Annotated in this window: 16 protein-coding genes and 2 pseudogenes; 11 read left to right on the top strand and 7 right to left on the bottom strand. The window is 34.8% G+C overall.

All coding sequences use genetic code 11. From position 1 onward, the window contains the following. Positions 1-28 precede the first annotated feature (28 nt). Positions 29-3,145: a T9SS type A sorting domain-containing protein gene (locus VIX88_RS07445; RefSeq protein WP_324711469.1), complete on the top strand. Its 3,117-nt coding sequence runs from the start codon at positions 29-31 to the stop codon at positions 3,143-3,145. Between the two features lie 105 nt (positions 3,146-3,250). Continuing rightward, complete coding sequence (locus tag VIX88_RS07450) at positions 3,251-6,379, top strand: T9SS type A sorting domain-containing protein (RefSeq protein ID WP_418949101.1); 3,129 nt, start codon at positions 3,251-3,253, stop codon at positions 6,377-6,379. A gap of 136 nt (positions 6,380-6,515) precedes the next feature. On the opposite strand, the pseudogene VIX88_RS07455 reads toward VIX88_RS07450, so the two are convergent. Further along, positions 6,516-7,417: pseudogene (locus VIX88_RS07455) on the bottom strand (DUF3078 domain-containing protein). 746 nt (positions 7,418-8,163) lie between these two features. On the opposite strand from VIX88_RS07455, the gene VIX88_RS07460 reads away from it, so the two are divergent. After that, entirely contained in the window at positions 8,164-9,354 is a 1,191-nt protein-coding gene (locus VIX88_RS07460) for a phosphoglycerate kinase (RefSeq protein WP_222535071.1), read from the top strand. Between the two features lie 63 nt (positions 9,355-9,417). Beyond that, positions 9,418-9,918, top strand: a complete 501-nt coding sequence (locus VIX88_RS07465; RefSeq protein WP_064970993.1) for a hypothetical protein — start codon at positions 9,418-9,420, stop codon at positions 9,916-9,918. 55 nt (positions 9,919-9,973) lie between these two features. Here VIX88_RS07465 and VIX88_RS07470 read toward each other — a convergent pair whose 3' ends face one another. Next, positions 9,974-10,978, bottom strand: coding sequence for an adenosine deaminase (locus VIX88_RS07470; RefSeq protein WP_064970994.1), 1,005 nt, complete (start codon positions 10,976-10,978; stop codon positions 9,974-9,976). 214 nt (positions 10,979-11,192) lie between these two features. Then, positions 11,193-11,471 (bottom strand): annotated as a pseudogene (locus VIX88_RS07475) (transposase); the annotation flags it as partial. A gap of 103 nt (positions 11,472-11,574) precedes the next feature. Between VIX88_RS07475 and VIX88_RS07480 the strand changes: the two are divergent. The 6 genes from VIX88_RS07480 to VIX88_RS07505 all read left to right on the top strand — a co-directional run bounded on the left by VIX88_RS07480 (position 11,575) and on the right by VIX88_RS07505 (position 17,530). Continuing rightward, the gene (locus tag VIX88_RS07480) at positions 11,575-12,453 is read left to right on the top strand and encodes an IS982-like element ISRa1 family transposase (RefSeq protein ID WP_127919822.1); all 879 of its coding nucleotides are present in this window, start codon (positions 11,575-11,577) and stop codon (positions 12,451-12,453) included. A 257-nt stretch (positions 12,454-12,710) separates the two neighbouring features. Beyond that, positions 12,711-12,983 (top strand): hypothetical protein, encoded by a 273-nt coding sequence (locus tag VIX88_RS07485; protein ID WP_214193728.1) that lies wholly within the window; start codon positions 12,711-12,713, stop codon positions 12,981-12,983. A 69-nt stretch (positions 12,984-13,052) separates the two neighbouring features. Beyond that, complete coding sequence (locus VIX88_RS07490) at positions 13,053-13,931, top strand: IS982-like element ISRa1 family transposase (RefSeq protein ID WP_127919818.1); 879 nt, start codon at positions 13,053-13,055, stop codon at positions 13,929-13,931. A gap of 579 nt (positions 13,932-14,510) precedes the next feature. Further along, the gene (locus tag VIX88_RS07495; protein WP_307846873.1) at positions 14,511-14,708 is read left to right on the top strand and encodes a Uma2 family endonuclease; all 198 of its coding nucleotides are present in this window, start codon (positions 14,511-14,513) and stop codon (positions 14,706-14,708) included. 68 nt (positions 14,709-14,776) lie between these two features. Beyond that, positions 14,777-16,639, top strand: a complete 1,863-nt coding sequence (mnmG, locus tag VIX88_RS07500) for a tRNA uridine-5-carboxymethylaminomethyl(34) synthesis enzyme MnmG (protein ID WP_064971259.1) — start codon at positions 14,777-14,779, stop codon at positions 16,637-16,639. Between the two features lie 60 nt (positions 16,640-16,699). Then, positions 16,700-17,530, top strand: coding sequence for a class I SAM-dependent methyltransferase (locus VIX88_RS07505; protein WP_004920430.1), 831 nt, complete (start codon positions 16,700-16,702; stop codon positions 17,528-17,530). Between the two features lie 211 nt (positions 17,531-17,741). Here VIX88_RS07505 and VIX88_RS07510 read toward each other — a convergent pair whose 3' ends face one another. After that, positions 17,742-18,239 (bottom strand): DUF6705 family protein, encoded by a 498-nt coding sequence (locus VIX88_RS07510; protein WP_013446985.1) that lies wholly within the window; start codon positions 18,237-18,239, stop codon positions 17,742-17,744. Between the two features lie 55 nt (positions 18,240-18,294). Here VIX88_RS07510 and VIX88_RS07515 point away from each other — a divergent pair, with 55 nt between their 5' ends. Beyond that, the gene (locus VIX88_RS07515; RefSeq protein WP_127919813.1) at positions 18,295-19,173 is read left to right on the top strand and encodes an IS982-like element ISRa1 family transposase; all 879 of its coding nucleotides are present in this window, start codon (positions 18,295-18,297) and stop codon (positions 19,171-19,173) included. Between the two features lie 215 nt (positions 19,174-19,388). On the opposite strand, the gene VIX88_RS07520 is transcribed toward VIX88_RS07515, so the two are convergent. The 3 genes from VIX88_RS07520 to VIX88_RS07530 all read right to left on the bottom strand — a co-directional run bounded on the left by VIX88_RS07520 (position 19,389) and on the right by VIX88_RS07530 (position 22,100). Next, positions 19,389-19,955 carry a DUF6705 family protein gene (locus tag VIX88_RS07520; RefSeq protein ID WP_004917547.1) on the bottom strand — a complete coding sequence of 189 codons (567 nt, stop codon included), beginning with the start codon at positions 19,953-19,955 and terminating at the stop codon, positions 19,389-19,391. A gap of 18 nt (positions 19,956-19,973) precedes the next feature. After that, entirely contained in the window at positions 19,974-21,413 is a 1,440-nt protein-coding gene (locus tag VIX88_RS07525; RefSeq protein ID WP_214193729.1) for a hypothetical protein, read from the bottom strand. Positions 21,414-21,578: 165 nt separating this feature from the next. Then, the gene (locus VIX88_RS07530; protein ID WP_013446982.1) at positions 21,579-22,100 is read right to left on the bottom strand and encodes a hypothetical protein; all 522 of its coding nucleotides are present in this window, start codon (positions 22,098-22,100) and stop codon (positions 21,579-21,581) included. Positions 22,101-22,230 lie beyond the last annotated feature (130 nt).

A 22,230-nucleotide genomic window follows, 5' to 3' on the forward strand; every position in this document is an offset into this window, starting at 1 on the left:
TAAGAAGCTTTTCATAAAATCCTTAACTTTGCAAAAAATTTCAATTAAAATGCATTACAAGAACTATTTTTTAGTAGCTGGTCTTTGTGTTGCGATGCTTTTCAAAGCTCAACAAACTCAACCAGAACTTTACGACCCCTACACACCAGAGTATTTCTCGGTGGGGAAAAATGACCCTGCGTGGTTGCAACTCATCGTGGATAATCCGAGTGGGGTTAATTTCTTTGAAATGGAAAAGAAATTTGGCGAATGGCTGGACAGCGATCCTGACGCCAGACGCAAAACACCAGAGAAAAAACCTGCCGTAAACTTCTACCGAAGATGGCAGAAGGCATATAGACCTTTTGTAAACGGTAACGGAGAGATTGTACTTCCTAAAAAAGAGGACTACCTCGCTAAGCTGGACAGACAAAACCAAAGAAGTAACCAAACAATGGTAAAACACCAACGCGGAGGTTTAACTACTTTGGGAACTAATTCTACTCCTGCAAACACAAATAAATGGCGGAATATAGGTCCTTACTCCACGGATTACAATAGCCAGCACGAAGGATATAAACCGTCTTATGACTCCCACGCTAATGTATTTAGAATAGATGTTTCTAAAACTAATCCTAATATTCTCTACTCTGGGGCAGAAACTGGAGCGGTATTTAAAACTACTGATAAAGGTAAAAATTGGACAGCTTGTGCTTCCGATTATAACTTTGGAGCTAATATTACCGCCATTAGAATAGACCCAAAAGACCCAAATACCGTATGGGTAGGTTCTACTTTAGGTCTATTTGTGAGTGATGATGGAGGAAATAGTTTTAGAAGAATAAATAACATTACCACCACAGTCAACAGTATAAGAGTGAGTGATGACAGAAAAACAGTAACTGTAACCACAGGAGAATCACATAAATTGGGTGGAGGCAATAAATCAGATAATCGTAAAGATGGGTTTTACCGTTCCACAGATAGTGGTAAAACCTTCAATAGAATAATCAGCGGCATTTTCTATGACCACGAACTAAAACCTAATAATTCTAATGTTGTCTATCTTTATGGAAGAAAGCAAGGAGAATGGTACTCTAAACTCTATATATCTAACAATGGTGGTGGGAGTTTTGATAACGGTAGAGAGGTATTATCTGGAGCTAGGATAGGACGATTAGCAGTAAGTGATGCCCCTAATGGAGAAAATTATATCTATGCTTTAGTCACTGTACAAAAAAAAGGCTATCACTACGGGGAGCCTCATATCCTTCAGAGTACTAATGGAGGACAAAGTTGGACAGATAAAACCAAAATAACAAATAATATTAGTGAATATCAAAACACATTCTGCCCAACGATTGATGCCCCAAACGGCGGACAAGGCTATTACGATATGATGATAGGCGTTTCTGGAACCAACCCTGAACATGTTATTTTTGGATTGTGTAGTGCGTACTGTTCTCTTAACGGAGGAGAGGGAGGATACAAAGACACAGCCATCGGAGGCTATTGTAACTTTAAGATGCACGCCGATATGCAAGATATTGCCATTGTAGGTGATGAAGTATGGATTGCCAACGATGGAGGCATTAAATACTCTCCTAATTTCTTTAAAAAAGACGAAAATGGTAATATGACAACAGAAAACCGTGTAAAAGGAATTTATGCTAGTGATTACTATGGGTTTGGGCAAGGCTGGAACGAAGATGTAATGGTGGGAGGTAGATGGCACAATGGAGATGCCGTAATGATGGAAAACTACGGAGAAGGTAATGCCGTATATGTGGGAGGTGTGGAACAAGCTACAGGCTATGTGATGGTAAGCAATCCTAAGAAAGTTTACTTTTCTGATGCAGGAATGTTCACTATGCCAAATAATATAGATGGTAAGTTAAATGCAGATTATTTTGCCTTTGACAGGAAAAAACCCTACGAAGCTCTAAGAGCCAATGGCTTTTTAGGAACAGACCCTCGCTATGCTCAACGAATTTTATATCATGCAGCAGAAGGCCACTGGGGAACTCCTCTAAGGCAAATTTGGGAAACACTTGATGAAGGAACTAATTATAGTTTGTTATATAACCCATCAGACAATATCTCTAACATAGAGTTCGCTCGTTCTAATCCTAACGTAATTTATGCTTGTGGGCAATACGATATTTATAAGTCAATAAATAATGGTCAAAGTTGGACTTCATTTAAAATGCCTCAATTCAACGGCTTTTTCCCTACCATTGCTGTGGATCCTAAAAATGAAAACAAAATATGGGTAGTACAAGGCTACACTAACGGTGGCGTAGCTTATAGCGAAGACAGCGGACAAACTTGGGTAAAACCGCTGGAAAACGATGCCGATATGAAAAATATAGCCTTCCGTTGGATTGTATTGGCAGGAGATGAGCATAACGGGGTTTATCTAGGATCTGACGAAGGTTCTGCCGTTTACTATAAAGACGACACTATGGACAAATGGATTAACTATTCCAACGGTTTGCCACCTGCAGCAAGACTTACTCGTTTAATCCCTTTCTTTAAAGAGGGCAAACTAAGAGCCGCTACCTCGCAAGGGATATGGGAAATTCCTTTATACAGACAAAAATTTACACCCGTAGCACAACCAATGGCAACCAACATTAGCCAAGCCCGATTAAATGATGCTAATATGACGGTAGAGTTTGAATCTTACTCTATTGTAAACCAAGACAAAGTTGAATGGGAATGGTCGTTTAAACCTGAACCTCACTATGTAAGCAACAAAAAGGTAAGAAATCCCAAAGTCATATTTAAGTATAACGGCAAATACGATGTTACCCTAAAAGTTACCACACCAGAAGGCTCCCATAGCCGAACCATTGAAAATATGATTATAGTGGACAACGGAGTGCTAGGAACCAACGAAACCCAAGCCTCTACGAATAAAGTAGCCGTTTATCCTACCTCGTTAAATTCGGGAGAAACACTTCACATAAAACGAGGCTTATCCCAAGAACAAGGGAAGTTCCGTATTTATAGTGCCGATGGAGCGTTGATTAAAACAGTAGAGATAGAAGCCAATTCTGGAGCGGAAATTACCGTTCCTACTCACGGATTGCAAAAGGGCGTTTACCTTTTCCAATACTCTACCTACAACCACATACATCGTGGCAAATTCATCATAAAATAAATACATTAACCAACAAAAGTTGCCTTCTTTGGAAGGCAACTTTATCATTTCATAACCTTTCAGCAACATTACTTTAATAAGAAGCTTTTCATAAAATCCTTAACTTTGCAAAAAATTTCAATTAAAATGCATTACAAGAACTATTTTTTAGTAGCTGGTCTTTGTGTTGCGATGCTTTTCAAAGCTCAACAAACTCAACCAGAACTTTACGACCCCTACACACCAGAGTATTTCTCGGTGGGGAAAAATGACCCTGCGTGGTTGCAACTCATCGTGGATAATCCGAGTGGGGTTAATTTCTTTGAAATGGAAAAGAAATTTGGCGAATGGCTGGACAGCGATCCTGACGCCAGACGCAAAACACCAGAGAAAAAACCTGCCGTAAACTTCTACCGAAGATGGCAGAAGGCATATAGACCTTTTGTAAACGGTAACGGAGAGATTGTACTTCCTAAAAAAGAGGACTACCTCGCTAAGCTGGACAGACAAAACCAAAGAAGTAACCAAACAATGGTAAAACACCAACGCGGACTCACCGCCCTAGCGACGACTCCTACCACTAACAAATGGAAAAATATTGGTCCTTTTTCCACAGCTAGAAACACTCCTAATCCAGACCCTGATGGGAATTATTATGTAGAATCCTATGACTCCCATGCCAATGTTTTTAGGATAGATGTATTTAAAAAAGATGCTAATATCCTCTATTCGGGAGCTGAAACAGGAGCCGTATTTAAAACTACTGATAAAGGTAAAAATTGGACAGCCTGTGCTTCCGATTTTAACTTCGGAACTAATATCACTGCTATTAGAATAGACCCTAACAATGCCGATATTGTATGGGTAGGTTCTACTTCAGGACTATTTGTAAGTAAAAATGGGGGAATATCCTTTGATAGAATAAAAGAAATTACTACTACCGTAAATAGTATAAGGGTAAGTAATGATGGTAAGATTGTAACTGTAACTACTGGTGAGCAACACAAATTCAATGCTAGTAAACCCAACACAAAGGTAGATGGATTCTTTATTTCGGAGGATAAAGGTGCTACATTTCGTAGAGTAATGAGTGGTATTTTCTACGACCACGAATTAAAACCTAACAATTCTAAAGTAGTCTACCTTTATGGACGAAAAGATACAAATTGGCATTCTCAATTATATATTTCTTACGACGGTGGTAAAAATTTCGACAATGGTAGAGATGTTTTATCAGGAGCCAGACCGGGCCGTTTAGCGGTGAGTGATGCTCCAGGAGGAGAAAACTATCTTTATGCCTTGGTAAATGTAGAAAACTCTGCTTATTCTTATGGACAGCCTCATATTCTGCAAAGTAAAGACGCTGGACTGACTTGGACGGATAAAACCACTATAACCAGTAATAGAAATGAAACTAAAAACACCTTTTGCTATGCAATAGATGGCAAAAACGGAGGGCAAGGCTATTACGATATGATGATAGGCGTATCAGGCAAAGATCCAGAGCATGTAATTTTCGGTCTATGTAGTGCCTATCGTTCCCTCAAAGGAGGGGAGGGCGGTTATTTTCACAACTCCATAGGAGGTTACTGCAACGGCAACTTCTCAATACACGCCGATATGCAAGACATTGCCATCGCAGGCGATGAAGTTTGGATAGCCAACGATGGAGGCATCAAATACTCACCTAACTTTTTTAAAAGAGATAATGAGGGGAAAATAACAGGGGAAAACCGTATAAAAGGCATCTATGCGAGTGATTATTGGGGTTTCGGGCAAGGTTGGAACGAAGATGTAATGGTTGGTGGTAGATGGCACAATGGCGATGCCGTAATGATGGAAAACTATGAAAAAGGCAAAGCGGTTTATGTAGGGGGAGTAGAGTATCCCACAGGTTATGTAATGGTAAGCAACCCTAAGAAAGTCTATTTCTCTGACTCAGGTATGTTTACGATGCCGAACAATATAGAAGGGAGAGTAACAACAGATTACCGAGCATTCATCAAACAACCTTATGAAACATTAAGAACCCACGGTTTCTTCGGAACAGATCCTCGCTACGCACAACGAATTTTATACCATCCAAAAGAAGGTGCTTGGAGTGCCACTATGCAAATCTGGGAAACACCAGACGAAGGCGTTACCTCTAGTTTACTATATGATGCACAAGAATACATTTCTAACATAGAATTTGCCCGTTCTAATCCTAATGTAATTTATGCTTGCGGACGATACTTCATCTATAAGTCTGTGGATAATGGGAAAAGCTGGAGTCAATTATCAATACCTAAACCTGGTGGGGTTGCCTCCTATATAGCTGTAGATCCGAAAGACGAAAACAAAGTTTGGTTGGTACAGTTCGTTACCAGCGGAAAGAATGGAGGGCTTCTTTATAGTGAAGATGGAGGGCAAAGCTGGAAAAATGTTCTAGAAAATAGCCCTACAATGAGAGACAAAGAATTCCGTTGGATTATACTAGCTGGAGACCAGACCAATGGCGTTTATTTAGGGTCAGAAAGTGGGGCTTATGTTTATTACAAAGACGATACTATGAGCGACTGGATTGACTATTCTAATGGGCTACCCCCTGCAGCAAGGCTTACCCGTTTAGTGCCGTTCTTTAAAGAAGGTAAACTAAGAGCCGCTACCTCACAGGGGATATGGGAAATACCTCTATACCGAGAAAACTTTACACCTGTGGCACAACCAATGGCAACCAACATTAGCCAAGCCCGATTAAATGATGCTAATATGACGGTACAGTTTGAGTCTTATTCCATCGTCAATCAGAAAGATGCTCAATGGGAATGGTCTTTTAGTCCTAAACCACATTCCATAGACAACCCTAAGGCAAGAAACCCTAAAGTAGTCTTTAAGTACAACGGCGAATATGATGTTACTCTAAAGGTTAAAACTCCTCAAGGCGAACATTCTCGTACCATTAAAAAAATGATTATAGTAGATAATGGAGTACTAGGAACTAGCGAAACTCAAACCTCTAATCCTAAGAAAGTAGAAGTTTATCCTACCCTACTAAATCAAGGTGATAATATTCATATCAAAATGGGAGTAACTAGAGAGAAGGCTCAATTCCGCCTCTATGACGCAAGTGGTACTTTGGTGAAAACCGAAGATATAGAAACTAACACACCACAGGAAGTTACTATCTCTACTCAAGGTTTACCTAAAGGCGTTTACCTCTTCCAATATTCTACTTACAGCTATATACAAAGAGGTAAATTAGTTATTAAATAAATATCCCAGCAGAACCCCTCTGCTCGGTAAGACAGAGTCGTTCTGCCTGAGGCTACAGCCGCCGTCTGCTCGTACGAGCAGACGGCGACTTAGTTATTTGTAATAATTTATTTCCCGAAAATAGCATAATCTACTACTATCTCCAATTTCTATGTTCTTTAATATCAGATTTTTTAATTCCTTTATTTATTTTATAGGCAAACCCTACACCTAGAGTTTGTTTTAATTGGGTTTTTCTGATTTGGTTATGGTCGTATAATAAATCAAGAGTAATTACAGAAGAAACATACTTGTTAATCTTCATATTAAGCACCCCATTGTAGCCCAACACCAATCTTTCGGGGTGATTAAGATAATCGGACAATACAGAGGCTGTATTAACGAGTGATATATTCTCCATCAGTTGTACCTTATAAATAGCCGTCCCCAAAAAACCAAATTGAAATAAAGAAGAATCCCCATCATTTTTTAAACCAAAATTTCCAGATTTTTGTAAGTCTTTATCCAGCACCAAAGTCCATCTTGCATTAGCAGGTCTTAAGGTAATTGTAAGGTCTTCGTGAGGTCTATAAGTAAAACCTGCACCAGCCATTATATAGCCAGGAGCCATAAAATTAGATATTTTTTTAGCAGAAGGGTCATTACCATTCTCATAGCCGGGAGCAAATTGAGTTTGCAGGCTAACTCCGCCAGACGCATACCAATTGTGAGAAATTTTTCTGCCGTAGTTAGAAGAAAGGTTGATGATATCTTGAGTTTTTCTGCTCCCTGTACCTTTAGTATTATTTTGCCCATAGCCTAATACCACTATGTTCTCCCAAAGGTCTTTACCTTTCTCATAAGTCATATTGTAGTTAGTACCTGCTAGCCAACCCACATTATTAGCTCCACCACCTACCCAGTTAGAGAAGGCCGCCTGGTTAAGCATAAGTGTGTTTGCCCTACTATAGACCAATGTTTGGTACTATCTGATACTGTTTCTTGTGCTGATGCTACCGTACCCACAACAGCCAACGCCATAAAAAGTGTCTTTTTCATTCTATATTATTTTTGAGGGGGCAAAAGTACAAAAACCTTTTTTAAAATATACAATTGTATTTTATTTTCAACCACTTAGCTAATATATTTTTAAAATTTTATTATACTAATCACACTTGCATGACCTGTAAAAATTCATATTTTAATTTTACTCACAATTACAAATAGATTATATCTAATATTATCAATATTGATAATCAGTCATATAAATAATTTATATAGCTGTAAATATCACAATTACAAATAAATATTTCTATATGGATAAGTTTGTTAATATCTTTTAATTCTATTGTGGATAAGATAGGAAAACTAAGTCTTAGAATTTTAAAATATTTTTTCTATTGCTACATTTTGAAATATTATCCAAATCAAATTTTAATTTTTTTGAGAGAAGATTTTTAAAGTTTTTCCATAGGATAGTTATCCCAAATCAAGACAGTGTATAATTACCCACATTGTGTTAGTAAGTACATAAAAAGGTTAATTTATAAGCCTTTATATTGTTCATAAAATATGAATTAACTACCTATGATATGTGATGAAAAATAAGAGAAATACTTATCCACAAAATACACAACACTTAACAACATACAACAATCTTCTTTTTATAAATATATATCTAAAAAAATAATGTTATTGATAGATGTTGCTCGTGTGGATTGTGAAATATTTGTGGCAAAAATTTTAGTTTTTAAGACAGATAAATCTTAAATTTGTGAGTCGTTAAAAATTAAATAAAAGTAATTATGAAAACTATTAAAGACTATAATTTCCAAGGGAAAAGAGCCGTTATAAGAGTAGATTTTAATGTCCCTCAAAACGAAAAACTAGAAGTTACAGATAATACCAGAATACAAGCCGCAAAGCCTAGTATAGATAAAATACTTAACGATGGCGGTTCGGTGGTTATCCTAACCCATCTAGGGCGTCCAAAAGGACAAGCAAACGAGCAATTTTCTCTAAAGCATATTCTCCCAGAAGTTTCTAAAGTGTTAGGCAGAGAAGTTAAATTTTGCCCTGTAACAGTAGGAGAGGAGGTCGAAAAAATGACCGCCGAACTAAAAGCAGGAGAAGTGCTATTGATGGAGAATGTGCGTTTCTACGAAGGAGAAGAGAAAGGAGATAAAACCTTTGCAGAGGCACTTTCTAAATTAGGAGATGCTTATGTAAATGATGCCTTTGGTACTGCTCATAGAGCACACGCTTCTACAGCGGTTATTGCAGAGTTTTTCCCATCAACTAAGTTCTTCGGTTTGTTGATGGAAAAAGAGCTAGAAGCCATAGATAAAGTATTAGGTTCTGGCGAAAGACCAGTAACTGCTATACTCGGAGGTTCTAAAGTATCTACCAAAATTACCATTATAGAAAATGTATTACCAGCTGTGGACAACCTTATTATAGGGGGGGGTATGGCATTTACATTTATCAAAGCTCAAGGAGGACAAATAGGAAATTCTTTGGTAGAAGAAGATAAGATGAGTTTAGCTCTAGAAATTTTACAAAAAGCAGAACAGCAAAATGTAAAAGTTTATTTACCTGTAGATGTAATAGCTGCGGATAGTTTTAGCAACGAGGCAGAAACTCAAGAAGTAGATTCTAACGAAATACCAGAAGGTTGGATGGGCTTAGATGTAGGGGCAAGAACTAGAGCTCTTAACAATGATGTTATTATGAATTCTAGAACAATACTTTGGAACGGTCCGTTAGGAGTGTTTGAAATGTCTAATTTCTCTGCGGGTACAGAAGCTTTGGGAGATAGCATTGCAGAGGCAACTAAACAAGGTGCATTCTCATTAGTAGGTGGGGGAGATAGTGTAGCATTCGTAAAGCAGTTTAATTATTCTGATAAAGTATCTTATGTTTCTACAGGAGGCGGAGCTATGTTAGAGTCATTAGAAGGTTTAGAACTTCCAGGAGTAGCTGCTATCAATAAATAATTATAAAAAGGAATACTTTTTGTAACACTAGAGATAAATTAATTTAATTCAAATTAGAAAACTATGAAAAAGTCAATTTTAAGTTTAATGTTAGTTGGTGTGGTATTAGCTTTCACTTCTTGTAAGGATAAATGTAAAGAGCATTGTAAAGAAACTTGCGAAAAGAAAGAAAAAGCTGCTGCTAGTGATAGCACTAAAGTAGAAAACCAAGAAGTTGCTACAGTAGTTGCTGAAAATGTTTTAACTCAAAATGTAGGTAAGTATCCTAAAGATTTAGGACTTCTTGATAAGAGTGATTTATCTGAAAGAATTAAAAAACTAACAGGAGATAAATACTCTGAAATTGTGGCTAACTTTAATGTAGAAACACCAGTAGTATCTGAAGGTGATGTATACAAAACTACAGGTTGTAAAAAGAATAGTTGTTCAGATTATATGACTACTATTTTATATGATAAGAAAAATGATAACCTTAATGTAGTAGTTACAAGCAACGATGCTGTAGTTAAAGAATACAACGAGAAAGGAAAGATAAATTATACAGAAACATTAAAGTCTAAATAATTTATCTTATCATTAAAAAATAAAATAGACCTCATTTTTGAGGTCTATTTTTAAATTAAATACTAAAATTTTCTACTTGAGAAAGGTATTTCTGTTTTTCAGTTTCTGGGAGGAAAGAGTATTTAAAACTATTACTCACTAGAGTTTTAATATCATTTTGGTTTAAATCCAAGGCATTTGCAGTTTGTATAAAGTTTTCGTTGAGATAACCCCCAAAGTAAGCAGGGTCATCAGAATTAACGGTAACTTTAAGCCCTAAATCAAGCATTTTTTTAAGTGGATGGCTATCTAGATTTTCTACCACTTTAAGCTCCAAGTTAGAGAGTGGACATACCGTGAGAGCCATTTCGGTTTCTACCAATCTATTTATCAACTTTTCATCAGATAAGCAGTTATTTCCGTGGTCTATTCTTTTTATTTTGATAAGGTCTAGAGCTTCCCATATATATTCTGCTGGACCTTCCTCACCAGCGTGAGCCACAGGGATATAACCTTCTTTTACAGAGGCTTCAAAAACTCTTTGGAATTTAGAAGGTGGGTTACCTCTTTCCGAAGAATCTAATCCCACAGCAGTGATTAGAGGTTTGTAAGGAAGAGATTGTTCCAAAGTTTCAAAAGCATCTTCTTCAGAAAGATGTCTTAGATAACTCATTATGAGTAGGGAAGAGATGCCATATTTGCTTTGAGCTTCCTCTCTTGCTTTTTGGATACCACCTATAACCGTCCCAAACGAAACGCCTCTTTTAGTGTGGATTTGAGGGTCGAACATAATTTCTGTATGCACAATGTTTTCTTCTGCACACTTATCAAAATAAGCCATTGTAAGTTCATAGAAATCTTGCTCGTAGAGAAGCACACTTGCCCCTGCATAGTAAATATCTAAAAAGTCTTGAAGACACGAAAACTGATAGGCTTTCTTGACTTCTTCTACTGTTTGATAAGGAATTTTAACTTGGTTTCTTTGGGCTATTTTGAACATTAGTTCTGGTTGAAAACTCCCTTCGATATGGAGGTGAAGTTCTGCCTTAGGTATTTTTTTAATGTATTCTGTGATGTTCATAATATTTTATTTTAAATAAAAAAGGGAGCAAATGTAGTGATTTTGACTATTTATATTATAAAAAACTGATATTATTACTTTATTTCATTGACTTTTGTACTTGTTTTTTGGAAAAATTAAATAGTAATAGCAAAAGTATTATTAAACCATAGTGGATTCAGTAAAAAAATGAAAATTTGCATAATAGATACATAATGTATACTCGTTGTGCATTTTAAATAATACTGATTTTTAGATGATTTAATTTTCTTTGGAAGATAAATTTATTGATATATTGAATAACCGTTGCGGCGGTTATTTTACTGATTATCCTTGTTTTAAAGCCTTCAAAAGTTTTAGCATAGTTTCTTTTAATCATAAATTGGTCGCAAAGTTGAGAGAAAAATGTCTCAATTCGTTTTCGCTTTTTCTTGTACAATGAAAATTGAGGAATATAATCTTTCTGATTACTTCTCATTGGTGTATCTAATTTAATATTAGCATAGTTAAATAAACCCGTTGTGCATTATGAAATGAAAAAAACAAGAGTTGTTTATTAGACTGAAAATAAGTATTATTTAAAATGCACAACGAGTTTTTGCTATAAAACGATATAAATGAACAACATAGAGCAAATATATGAAAGAATTTTGGAAGTTTTAGGACTTTTTTCAGAAAATCAACTGATTAGTTATCAGAGAAGAACACCTAAAATGAGCGATTTAGAAGTCATAAGTCTTAATATTACTGCTGAATACTTGAGTATTGATAGCGAATTACAGTTATTTAGAAAATTGCCAAACTCTCTGATAAACAAAATTGAAAGAAGTGTTTACAATAAGCGAAAACGAAGACTATCCCTACAAACAGAGCAAATTAGACAGCGTATTTCGATGGAGTTCAATGAGTTTGAAGATATTTTTATCGTTGATAGCATGCCAATGAAAGTTTGTGAAAATGCTCGTTCTACTCGTTCAAAAATTTGTAAAGAGCAATCCTATTCTTCACCAACATATGGTTATTGTGCTTCACAGAAATTATATTTCTATGGCTATAAACTACACGCAGTATGTTCTTTAAATGGTGTGATTAAGAATTTTGATATAAGCCCTGCATCCGTTCACGACATCCACTATTTAAAAGATATTGGTGAGCAAATGCGAAACTGTACTTTAATTGGAGATAGAGGCTATTTATCAGCAAAAGTTCAAATAGATTTATTTAACTATGCTAATATTAAATTAGATACACCAATGAGAAGTAATCAGAAAGATTATATTCCTCAATTTTCATTGTACAAGAAAAAGCGAAAACGAATTGAGACATTTTTCTCTCAACTTTGCGACCAATTTATGATTAAAAGAAACTATGCTAAAACTTTTGAAGGCTTTAAAACAAGGATAATCAGTAAAATAACCGCCGCAACGGTTATTCAATATATCAATAAATTTATCTTCCAAAGAAAATTAAATCATCTAAAAATCAGTATTATTTAAAATGCACAACGAGTTTTTTTTAATATTTTATTAACTAATTCTATTTTTGTAACGGGTATAACTTATGGAGTTTTAATTTTAGAGTTATTACTTTTTCTTGCTTTATGTTCCAATAGGAAATATAAAATAGTAATGCTTTATATTGCTTTATTATTTCACTTCTCTATAATAATTTTTCACGGAATATTTTCATTTTTCTTTTCTATTAGCGCAGCATTAATTCTTTATTTGTATCCCACACACCAAAACTTAAAATTATGGACTCAAAAAAAATAAAATTATTTTACTTATTGCCAATAGGCATAGTTACTCTCTATACATTCTTTTTATTATATAAGTTTGAAAATATTCCTGATACAATACCCATATATGGATATGGAGATAAAGCTAAGTTTGGAAAAAAAATACTTATTTGGGTTCCAGTAGCATTAAATTATTTAATCTTAATGTTTATTTGGGTTCTAATCAAAAACCCAAATAAACTAAATTTACCAATAGAAATTAATAATAAAACCCGTTGTGCATTATGAAATGAAAAAAACAAGAGTTGTTTATTAGACTGAAAATCAGTATATTGTTTTTGCTATAAAACGATATAAATGAACAACATAGAGCAAATATATGAAAGAATTTTGGAAGTTTTAGGACTTTTTTCAGAAAATCAACTGATTAGTTATCAGAGAAGAACACCTAAAATGAGCGATTTAGAAGTCATAAGTCTTAATATTACTGCTGAATACTTGAGTATTGATAGCGAATTACAGTTCTTTAGAAAATTGCCAAACTCTCTGATAAACAAAATTGAAAGAAGTGTTTACAATAAGCGAAAACGAAGACTATCCCTACAAACAGAGCAAATTAGACAGCGTATTTCGATGGAGTTCAATGAGTTTGAAGATATTTTTATCGTTGATAGCATGCCAATGAAAGTTTGTGAAAATGCTCGTTCTACTCGTTCAAAAATTTGTAAAGAGCAATCCTATTCTTCACCAACATATGGTTATTGTGCTTCACAGAAATTATATTTCTATGGCTATAAACTACACGCAGTATGTTCTTTAAATGGTGTGATTAAGAATTTTGATATAAGCCCTGCATCCGTTCACGACATCCACTATTTAAAAGATATTGGTGAGCAAATGCGAAACTGTACTTTAATTGGAGATAGAGGCTATTTATCAGCAAAAGTTCAAATAGATTTATTTAACTATGCTAATATTAAATTAGATACACCAATGAGAAGTAATCAGAAAGATTATATTCCTCAATTTTCATTGTACAAGAAAAAGCGAAAACGAATTGAGACATTTTTCTCTCAACTTTGCGACCAATTTATGATTAAAAGAAACAATGCTAAAACTTTTGAAGGCTTTAAAACAAGGATAATCAGTAAAATAACCGCCGCAACGGTTATTCAATATATCAATAAATTTATCTTCCAAAGAAAATTAAATCATCTAAAAATCAGTATTATTTAAAATGCACAACGAGTTAATAAAGAAAAAGTACAAATAATCTTGATTATATTATCAACTATTATCTCAATATTCTTTTGTTTATTATTTGTAGATATTTTTTAAAGATTACATTAGATAAAATAAATTTTAGCTACAAAATATTTAAACATAGACATTGAAATTATTAAAAACTTTTACTCTATTTATTGCAGTAGAGCTTACAAAATACCAAAGTATAGCTTCCATTCGCCATTAGAATTTTTAAAATGAAGCGGTAGCACCTCCGTATCCATACCGAACTTTTAAACCATCAGAGTAGAGTTTCCGCCTGTGTACTTTGCTTTTAAAATATTAAAATAGAAGCTCCGCTTGCCATCAGAATTTTTAAAATAAAAATACCATTACTTTTGCTAAAAGTATAACCCTTAATTAGCAATACTGTAACCTATACAAGCATAACAGAAATCCATTAGTTCTTATTTCAAATTTTAACGAAAGTAAATTTCCACTCAATAATTTTCATTAACTTTGCCCCGTGCTGGCAAGCCATTTTAAAATAGATTTTAATATGAAAACTATTAAGGCAATTCTAAAAAAGAAATGAAAAACAAATTTAAACTCTACGAAGAATACGGTGTAAAGGAATATTGGATTATAAACCCACTAGACGAGATAGTCTATATCCACACTTTAGAAAACGAAAAATACAAAGGAGCTTTGCCCATCGTAGATGATTTTATTTGTTCAGAAATTTTTCCAGAGATACAAATTCATACCGACGATATTTTCAAAGGATAAAAATTAAAAACCAACCCCAATGTTTCACGTGAAACATTTTAAATTTAGATAAGAAACAAATACATATAATGATAAACGAAGTATATGATGTGATAGTAGTAGGAGCAGGACACGCAGGTTGCGAAGCAGCCGCAGCCGCAGCCAATCTAGGCTCCAAAACACTCCTTATTACTATGAATATGGAAACCATAGGCAAAATGAGCTGCAACCCAGCTATGGGAGGCATCGCCAAAGGGCAAATCGTAAGAGAAATAGACGCTATGGGCGGTTATAGTGGTATTGTAGCGGATAAATCTGCCATACAGTTCAAAATGCTCAACCTATCCAAAGGACCCGCAATGTGGTCACCTAGAACTCAAAACGACCGTATGCTCTTCGCAGAAGAATGGAGATTAGCCCTAGAAAACACTCCTAACCTAGACTTCTTCCAAGATATGGTAAAACAACTCATCATAGAAGGGAACAAAGTTGCAGGAGTCATCACTTCGCTAGGGATAGAGATAAAAGGGAAATCCGTAGTATTAACCAATGGCACATTCCTTAATGGACTTATCCACGTTGGCGACAAACAACTAGGCGGCGGAAGAATGGGCGAACCAAAAGCCTTCGGTATTACCGAACAACTTGTAGATTTAGGATTTACCGCAGGAAGAATGAAAACAGGAACTCCTCCTAGAGTAGATGGAAGAACACTAGACTACTCCAAAATGGAAGAACAACCTGGAGATGAAAATTCTCAAAAATTCTCCTATCTAGACACGCCAAAACTTACCAAACAACGCTCTTGCCACATTACTTATACCAACGAAATTGTACACGATATACTTCGTTCAGGATTTGACAGAAGCCCTATGTTCAACGGAACCATCCAAAGCCTCGGACCTAGATATTGCCCAAGTATAGAAGATAAAATCAATCGTTTTGCAGAACGAAACAGACATCAATTATTTGTAGAACCCGAAGGCTGGAAAACTATTGAAATCTATGTAAACGGTTTCAGCTCTTCCCTACCCGAAGACATACAAATAAAGGCGATGAAACACATTCCTGGTTTTAAGAATGTAAAGGTGTTCCGTCCAGGATATGCCATAGAATACGACTATTTCCCTCCTACACAGCTTAATCATACCCTAGAAACCAAAATCATAGAAAACCTTTATTTTGCAGGACAAATCAATGGAACTACTGGTTACGAAGAAGCCGCAGGACAAGGGCTTATAGCAGGTATCAACGCTCACAATAAAGTACACGAAAAAGAAGCCTTTATCCTCAGCAGAGATGAGGCTTATATAGGTGTACTCATCGACGACCTCATCACCAAAGGCACAGAGGAACCTTATAGAATGTTTACTTCTCGTGCAGAGTACAGATTGTTACTTAGACAAGATAATGCCGACATTCGTTTAACAGAAAAATCTTATAAACTAGGTCTTGCAAAAGAAGAAAGACTACAAAAAGTTGAGGACAAAATAAAGAAAAGCGAAGAATTGGAAAACTTCTTAAAGGATTATTCCTTAAAACCAAAACAAATTAACCCTATACTCGAAAGTATAGAATCTTCTCCTGTAGACCAAGCCTACCGTGCCTCACAAATTCTTACCAGACCTAATATGAAATTGGAACTTCTGGAAGAAATAGAAGAGATAAAAAATACGAGTAGAAACTATTCGGACGAGGTAAGAGAACAAGCAGAAATCAATATAAAATACAGAGGTTACATAGAAAAAGAAAAAGAAAATGTAGCCAAATTACACAGATTGGAAAACATCAAAATCCCCGAAGATTTTGACTTTACAAAAATCAATAGTCTTTCTGCCGAAGCTAAGCAAAAACTCAATAGTATAAAACCTAAAACCATAGCACAAGCCTCTAGAATAAGTGGCGTTTCCCCTGCTGACATCAATGTGTTACTTATATTTTTAGGAAGATAAATATTTGCACTCGTTGAATGTTTCACGTGAAACATTCAACGAGTTTTTATTAGAATTTATATGAAGATAAAAGACCATTTTCTTTCTCAAGAAATTTTTGAACTTAAAGAAACCTCCATTAATGGTATCTTAAAAACAGAGCCTGTACCTGAAAATATTGGCAAATATTACGAGAGTGATAAGTACATTTCCCATCATCAGGACAGTGGTAGTTTAAAGGAATTTGTTTATAAATTTATACAAAGTTTCAACATTAAATACAAGGCTAAAATAGTTAGGGAAAATCTTTCTGCTCCTAATTCTAAAAACTGTAAAATTTTAGACTACGGTTGTGGAGCAGGTGAATTTATAAAATCCCTAGAAAATAAATACATTACTTACGGCTACGAACCCAACGAAAAAGCTAGAAACTTCGCTAAGAAAAAAAGTTTTAAAACAAAATTTATAGACTCTCTGAACGAAATAGAAGATAATACATTAGACATTATAAGTCTATGGCATGTCTTCGAACATATAGAAAATCAGAAAGAAATACTAGATTTATTCAAGCAAAAATTGAAATCTGATGGAACACTCATTATTGCTGTTCCCAATTATAAATCTTACGACGCCGAAAGATACCAAGATTTTTGGGCGGCTTATGATGTGCCTAGACACCTATTTCATTTCTCAAGAGAAGGAATGGAAACACTAATGCAACAGGAACAACTTAAAATAAAAAAAATAGCACCTCTCCTACTTGATGCGTTTTATATTTCTATACTTAGCGAAAAATACAAAAAAAATAAACTTTTTTGGCTTTTTGGAGGTATCTATGGAGCGATTTCTAATTTTAAAGCGTCAAAAACGGGAGATTTTTCTAGTTTGATATATATAGTCAAAAAAAAATAGAAAATGGATTTTTACCCCATTTATTAAAGTCGTTTTTTTGTAAAATTTACAAAAAGCCCAACTTTATAAAGCTGGGCTTTTATGTACTCTATTGCTTAATCACAAAAATAGAATTTTGTGGTAAAGTGGTTTGATAAGTTTCATAATTAGGACATCTTTCAGGATTATACCAAATTTTATCTCTATCAAAAAATATCCTCATTTTATTAGGCTACTTAGAATATACTTCCATAAATACCACTCCAGAATCATTACATTCTGTATTGATTATTAAGTTCATCATGTAAATATTTCTTTGAAAATTATCTCCATGAAAATAAATTTTATCATCATTTCTTTCTGATAAAGTACTGTATGTTACCTTTCCATTGCTATCTTGTACCTGCATTCTTCCAATCAATAAATCTCTATATAAACCTTTTCCACTACCATATTTGATTCTTTTGTTAAATTTAAAAGTATAAATTTTACCATTATATGTTCCTTTCCATATGCCCACAAATTTATCTAACCTATTATCTACATCTTTTACATAAGTGAGATATTCTAAATCAGGACAACCTTCGGATTGGTAGTTAGGTCTATTAACACAATCTTCCAATTGCTTTAGTGTTCCTATTGATTGTTGTGTGTAAACTATATTTACCAAGAATACCGTTAGTAAATAACTTAATATTACCCGTTGTGCATTATGAAATGAAAAAAACAAGAGTTGTTTATTAGACTGAAAATCAGTATATTGTTTTTGCTATAAAACGATATAAATGAACAACTTAGAGCAAATATATGAAAGAATTTTGGAAGTTTTAGGACTTTTTTCAGAAAATCAACTGATTAGTTATCAGAGAAGAACACCTAAAATGAGCGATTTAGAAGTCATAAGTCTTAATATTACTGCTGAATACTTGAGTATTGATAGCGAATTACAGTTATTTAGAAAATTGCCAAACTCTCTGATAAACAAAATTGAAAGAAGTGTTTACAATAAGCGAAAACGAAGACTATCCCTACAAACAGAGCAAATTAGACAGCGTATTTCGATGGAGTTCAATGAGTTTGAAGATATTTTTATCGTTGATAGCATGCCAATGAAAGTTTGTGAAAACGCTCGTTCTACTCGTTCAAAAATTTGTAAAGAGCAATCCTATTCTTCACCAACATATGGTTATTGTGCTTCACAGAAATTATATTTCTATGGCTATAAACTACACGCAGTATGTTCTTTAAATGGTGTGATTAAGAATTTTGATATAAGCCCTGCATCCGTTCACGACATCCACTATTTAAAAGATAGTGGTGAGCAAATGCGAAACTGTACTTTAATTGGAGATAGAGGCTATTTATCAGCAAAAGTTCAAATAGATTTATTTAACTATGCTAATATTAAATTAGATACACCAATGAGAAGTAATCAGAAAGATTATATTCCTCAATTTTCATTGTACAAGAAAAAGCGAAAACGAATTGAGACATTTTTCTCTCAACTTTGCGACCAATTTATGATTAAAAGAAACTATGCTAAAACTTTTGAAGGCTTTAAAACAAGGATAATCAGTAAAATAACCGCCGCAACGGTTATTCAATATATCAATAAATTTATCTTCCAAAGAAAATTAAATCATCTAAAAATCAGTATTATTTAAAATGCACAACGAGTTTAATATTATTTTTTTCATTTTTTTATGTTTTTAAAAATTATGGGCAGTCACTAGACTGTATTCTGTTGTTATTTCCCAAAGTTTTATTTTCTACAGTACCATTATTTTAGTCTTATACAAAGATATACCTTTTACTTTCATCTTATCTTTTAACTTTATAAAAGAAAAACCCAGCATAGTATATACTGGGCTTTTATGTCCTATTGCTTTGTTAGTATAATCTCTTCATTAGGTATGGTTACTTCATAAGTTTCATAATTAGGACATCTTTCAGGATTATACCAAATTTTGTCTCTATCCATATAAAGACGCATTTTGTTAGGTTGCTTAGAATAAACCTCCATAAACACCACTCCAGAATCATTACATTCTGTATTCGCTATAAAATCCATCATATAAGTTCTTCGTTGAAAGGTCCAGCCACTAAAATAAGTTTTATCATCATCTTCATTAAAGGTATTATAAATAATCTTTCCATTTCTATCTGTGATTTTAAGCCTTCCTATCAAAAAATCCCATCTTACCTCATATTTATCATCATTTAATTTTTTTACAAAATTAAATTCATATGTTTTTCCATTATATATTCCCTTCCATGTACCTACAAATCTATTTAAATCACCGTTAATATCTTTTGCATAAGATACATCTTCAGGAATTCCATTAGGAGATTTTGAGTATTCGTATGCTTGGGCTAATGATATTGTTCTTTGGGCATTAAAACAATGTACTATACCCAAAAGTATTATTAATATTATTTTTTTCATTTTTTATATTTTTAAAAATTATGGACAGTCACTAGACTGTATTCTGTTATTATTTCCTAAAGTTTTATTTTGCACAGTGCCATTATTTTTAGTCTTATACAAAGATACACCGTTTATTTTCATCTCATCTTTTAAAAATTTTAAAAATTTCAATTCATGGCTACCCCTAGATCTTTTCCAAAATTCTACCATTTTATTCCCCCATTCTCTTGTATTAAATCCTGTTTTAATATCTTCAGCAGTACCTGTAAATTTAATGGTATAAATCCCATCACTGGAGACCATAGTTCCGTATAGGTCGGCATAGTTACCACTTGTTTGCATTTGTGCCATGGTCATTAGGGCATCTACATCTGCAGGAGAAAACATCTTGATGGGTTGCCTTATTTCAGAATTGCCATATTCGTCTACACGCCCCGATTCATACTCATTAACATGAGTGTGGATATAGCCTTTAGTATCCTCATTGATATTGATTCTCAACCCATCTGAATGTCCTGTAGAAGCACTAGGTGTAAGATTTTCAAATGTCCCATTTTTATTCTCTTTGTAACCTGTTTCATAAGTTCTGTTAAGAACAGATGCCCTATTAAGCTCCTCTATTTTGCTTCTGTATCCTGCACTAGAGTTCATTGTCTTCATTTTTTCGCAAGGGTCTGTGAGAGGGTTTTGTGGTGGAGGTGATTGGCTACCACCGCCACTACCACTGCCATCATCCGATTTACACATATCATACATACTACAACCTCCTCCTCCATCAATCCCCCTTCCTGGATTATGATCACCGTACCAAGGAGATGTGCTACCACCGCCACCACCAATACCTCTACGCGGAGGTGGAGAAATAATAACCCCATCTATCACACAATTATCATAATAACTTCCCTTTTTTTCACAAATACCCATAGGTAATAGCTCAAAGAGATTATTCTTGTTTACTTTAAATACATATCTATCCCTATACTTTTCCTCAAATAGATGCGCATTAGTTTTATAAATATCCGTATCAGGTTTTAAACTGTAGAAATGAACCTTGGTCTCATCTTCCGAAAGTACTCCTGCTACCAACTCTGCTACCTTACCACCTTTTATCCTAGGGAATACTACCCACCTATCTCCATTTTTCTCAACAATAGTCTGAGAGCGGATATTAAAATCTATATAAGCTTCAGCTTCTACTGCTGTTGGTGCTACTTCATTCTTTTTAGAAAGTACTCTAAGACGCTCCAGTGTACGCCTTCCCGATATGTTTTTGTTATGCAAACTATCATACCGTAATGCTAACCGTGCAAATCCACTAGGGTAGTCTATCACTTCATTATCAGTTTTCTTCGTAAAGACACTGAACTTCTTCGCCAAATCCTCTTGTCGTTTGGCATTGGTTACCATGTCGTCTGCCCTACAACCGGCTAATAACAACAGACCAGACAGACCCAAAATAGTTAATTTTTGTTTCATATTTTATCTTTTTTTGTTATTGTTTTTTATTGGTTAGTCCCCTTCGGAACGGACTTTTATCCCGTAGTTTACGACCTGTTACCCCCTTATCAACCCCTTTTTTATCCCTTCTGGAGGGGGCGGGTATCTAAATAACGCCTCCTGCACCTCTAAAATAGCCCCTCCTTATAGTAAGCAAGGGGAATTAGAGGGGTTAGTTAGTCGGTTCGGAGGGCTTAGCAACGGGGCTTTTGCCCTTCCTCCGGGGTATTGTTGCTTAAGGTCGGTGTAGATAATGCCCGCTCCAGGGTCGTTATTGGTAGCTGCCACCTTTATCGCACGGTAAAACATCAGGGCAGCACCGTCCAAATCGTAGCCCAAGAGGAGATTGGTATCCTTCATTAGTTGCAGTTGTTGGTCTAGGAGGTTGATGAGTTCGTTGAGCTGTTTGTGGGCGGCGTAGTCTTGGTCGAACTCCGTTTTGTCCACATAAGCAGGGACTTTGGTCGGGTTGGCGTCCATTTGGAGCTTCACACGGTCTATCCAAACCTCCTTTTCGTACTTTACCCGCCCGAAACCTTGCCTTTCCGTAGGCGTAAGGCTCTTTACTTTACCTTCTAAAACACTAGCAATGGTGCTGATAGCGTCTTTCACTTTTTTGATTTCTTCTGTACTGAAGTTTACAGAAATGGTGTTCTCTTGTGCCATTTTTACTTGTTTTTATTAGGTTGATACTACTTTTACTAAAAATCACATACTATTTTAGCCTCTAATGAGATAAATAGGTAATGATTTTTAACTTTCGATGATAAATCTATAAATTGCATTTCGATTATGC

This window comes from Riemerella anatipestifer (assembly GCF_035666175.1).
GTDB lineage: Bacteria > Bacteroidota > Bacteroidia > Flavobacteriales > Weeksellaceae > Riemerella > Riemerella anatipestifer_D.